This is a genomic window from Mycobacterium sp. NAZ190054 (assembly GCF_001545925.1).
Lineage (GTDB): Bacteria > Actinomycetota > Actinomycetes > Mycobacteriales > Mycobacteriaceae > Mycobacterium.
This window is the reverse complement of the sequence record NZ_LMVQ01000370.1, coordinates 1-2,784: the sequence shown is the minus strand read 5'-3', so window position 1 is coordinate 2,784 and position 2,784 is coordinate 1. Positions and strand designations below refer to the sequence as shown.

General features: G+C 67.1%; 3 protein-coding genes. All 3 read left to right on the top strand.

Translation table 11 applies throughout. From position 1 onward, the window contains the following. Positions 1-612: DNA replication and repair protein RecF (recF, locus tag ASJ79_RS21955; RefSeq protein WP_156448574.1), on the top strand; the 612-nt coding region annotated here is incomplete at its 5' end. After that, complete coding sequence (locus tag ASJ79_RS21950) at positions 609-1,163, top strand: DUF721 family protein (protein WP_067959883.1); 555 nt, start codon at positions 609-611, stop codon at positions 1,161-1,163. The genes recF and ASJ79_RS21950, both read left to right, overlap by 4 nt. A gap of 231 nt (positions 1,164-1,394) precedes the next feature. After that, a partial coding sequence (locus ASJ79_RS21945; protein WP_067959880.1) for an ATP-binding protein occupies positions 1,395-2,784 on the top strand: 1,390 nt, incomplete at its 3' end.

Sequence of the window (2,784 nt, the reverse complement as noted above, 5' to 3'; positions counted from 1 at the left end):
GACGTGTGGGACGGGCATCTCGCCCACCACGGAGCCCAATTGATCACGGCCCGAGTGCAACTCGTCAACGAGCTGGCCGCCGAGGTGGAGAAGGCCTACCAGCTGCTGGCGCCGGCGTCACGTGCCGCGGCGATCCGGTATCGCAGTGGGGTCGAGGTCGTCGAGACCGAGGCCGCAGTCGGTAACAGCGACGTCGAGATGTTCGAGGCGGCGCTGCTGGATGCGTTGAGCCGGCGTCGGGACGCCGAGCTCGAGCGTGGGGTCTGCCTTGTCGGTCCGCACCGCGACGATCTGGAATTACGGCTCGGTGATCAGGTGGCGAAGGGCTTCGCCAGCCACGGTGAGTCCTGGTCGATGGCGCTGGCGTTGCGGCTGGCCGCGTACGAACTGCTGCGAGCCGAAGGAGGCGATCCGGTGCTGTTGCTCGACGACGTGTTCGCCGAGCTCGACACTGCGCGGCGGCAGGCTCTGGCGCAGGTGGCGGCCTCGGCCGAGCAGGTGCTCGTCACCGCCGCCGTACACGAGGACATCCCGGCCGAGTGGGACGCCCGGCGTATCGAGATCGCGATGGCCGACAGCGACACCGGACGGATCTCGGTGGTGCAGGCATGACCGAGGACGACGACCTGCGGCCACCGGCGCATCTCGAGGGGCTCAAGGGTATGGACCTGGTGCGCCGGACGCTGGAGGAGGCACGGGGTGCGGCCCGCCAGCAGGGCAAGGACGTCGGCCTGGGCCGGCGTGCCCCGGCCGCACGGCGGGTGGCCGGCAGTGGCAGGCGCCGATGGTCCGGCCCGGGACCGGACAGCCGTGACCCGCAGTTGTTCGGTGCGTTGACCAACGAGGTCGCGCGCAGCCGCGGCTGGTCGGCCCGGGTGGCCGAGGGCGCGGTCTTCGGCAGGTGGCGGGCCGTGGTCGGGGAACAGATCGCCGCGCACGCCGCCCCGACCGCACTGCACGAAGGCGTCCTCACGGTGTCGGCCGAATCCACGGCGTGGGCCACCCAGCTTCGGATGGTGCAGGCGCAGATCCTGGCCAAGATCGCCGCCGCGGTGGGTGACGGCGTGGTCACGTCGCTGAAGATCGTCGGCCCGGTCGGTCCGTCCTGGCGGAAGGGTCCGTACCGGGTGCCCGGCCGCGGCCCGCGGGACACCTACGGCTGACCTGCTAGCGGGCACAGCCTTCAGAGCCGCCAGGACACGATCACGCACTTTCCACGCCGTCAAGACCTATCTACGTCCGAGAAATTCCGCGCACGTCGCTTTTAGGTATGTGGAAACGCCGCTGCAGAATCGGTCCTGACGGTGTGTGAAGGTAGACTGTCACGGTGATCCGCGAGGGGTAGCGACCCCTGAGTCGGCAATCCCGCTAAAGACCAAGGAGACGCGTCCAACGTGGCTGCCCAGAAGAAGAACGCTCCGGCTGAGTACGGCGCCGATTCCATCAAGGTCCTCGAAGGCCTGGAGGCGGTACGTAAGCGGCCGGGCATGTACATCGGTTCGACCGGTGAGCGCGGTCTGCACCACCTTATCTGGGAGGTGGTCGACAACGCGGTCGACGAGGCGATGGCGGGGTTCGCGACCAAGGTGGACGTCAGAATCCTCGAGGACGGTGGAGTTCAGGTCACCGACGACGGCCGCGGCATCCCGGTCGCGATGCACGCCACCGGCATCCCGACCGTCGACGTGGTCATGACCGTGCTGCACGCTGGCGGCAAGTTCGAAGAAGGCGCCTACCAGGTGTCCGGTGGTCTGCACGGCGTCGGTGTGTCGGTGGTGAACGCGCTGTCGACGCGCCTGGAGGCCGACATCCGCAAGGACGGCTACGAGTGGTTCCAGACGTACGACCGTTCGGTCCCGGGGACCCTGAAGCAGGGTGAGAAGACCAACAAGACCGGCACGACCATCCGGTTCTGGGCCGATCCCGACATTTTCGAGACCACCAATTACGACTTCGAGACGATCGCGCGCAGGCTGCAGGAGATGGCGTTCCTGAACAAGGGCCTGACCATCGAGCTCACCGACGAACGCGTCACCGCCGAGGAGATCGTCGATGACGTCGTCAGCGACCACGCCGAGGCGCCGAAGTCGGCCGAGGAGAAGGCCGCGGAGGCCTCGGCGCCGCACAAGGTCAAGCACCGGGTCTTCCACTACCCCGGCGGCCTGGTCGACTTCGTCAAGCACATCAACCGGACCAAGACTCCGATCCAGCCCAGCGTCATCGATTTCGACGGCAAGGGCGAGGGCCACGAGGTCGAGATCGCGATGCAGTGGAACGCCGGTTACTCGGAATCGGTGCACACGTTCGCGAACACGATCAACACCCACGAGGGCGGCACCCACGAGGAGGGCTTCCGGGCGGCACTGACCTCGGTGGTCAACAAGTACGCCAAGGACAAGAAGCTGCTGAAGGACAAGGATCCGAACCTCACCGGTGACGACATCCGCGAGGGGCTGGCCGCCGTGATCTCGGTGAAGGTGTCCCAGCCGCAGTTCGAAGGCCAGACCAAGACCAAGCTGGGCAACACCGAGGTGAAGTCGTTCGTGCAGAAGATCTGCAACGAACAGCTCAGCCACTGGTTCGAGTCGAATCCCGCCGAGGCGAAAACCGTGATCAACAAAGCGGTTTCGTCGGCGCAGGCGCGGATCGCGGCACGCAAGGCGCGTGAGCTGGTGCGCCGTAAGAGCGCCACCGACATCGGTGGGCTGCCCGGCAAGCTCGCCGACTGCCGCTCCACCGATCCGAGCAAGTCGGAACTGTATGTGGTGGAGGGCGATTCGGCGG

Bases quoted from the DNA above. Each gene is read 5' to 3' on its own strand.
- ASJ79_RS21950 (WP_067959883.1), top strand. From the start codon at position 609: ATGACCGAGGACGACGACCTGCGGCCACCGGCGCATCTCGAGGGGCTC.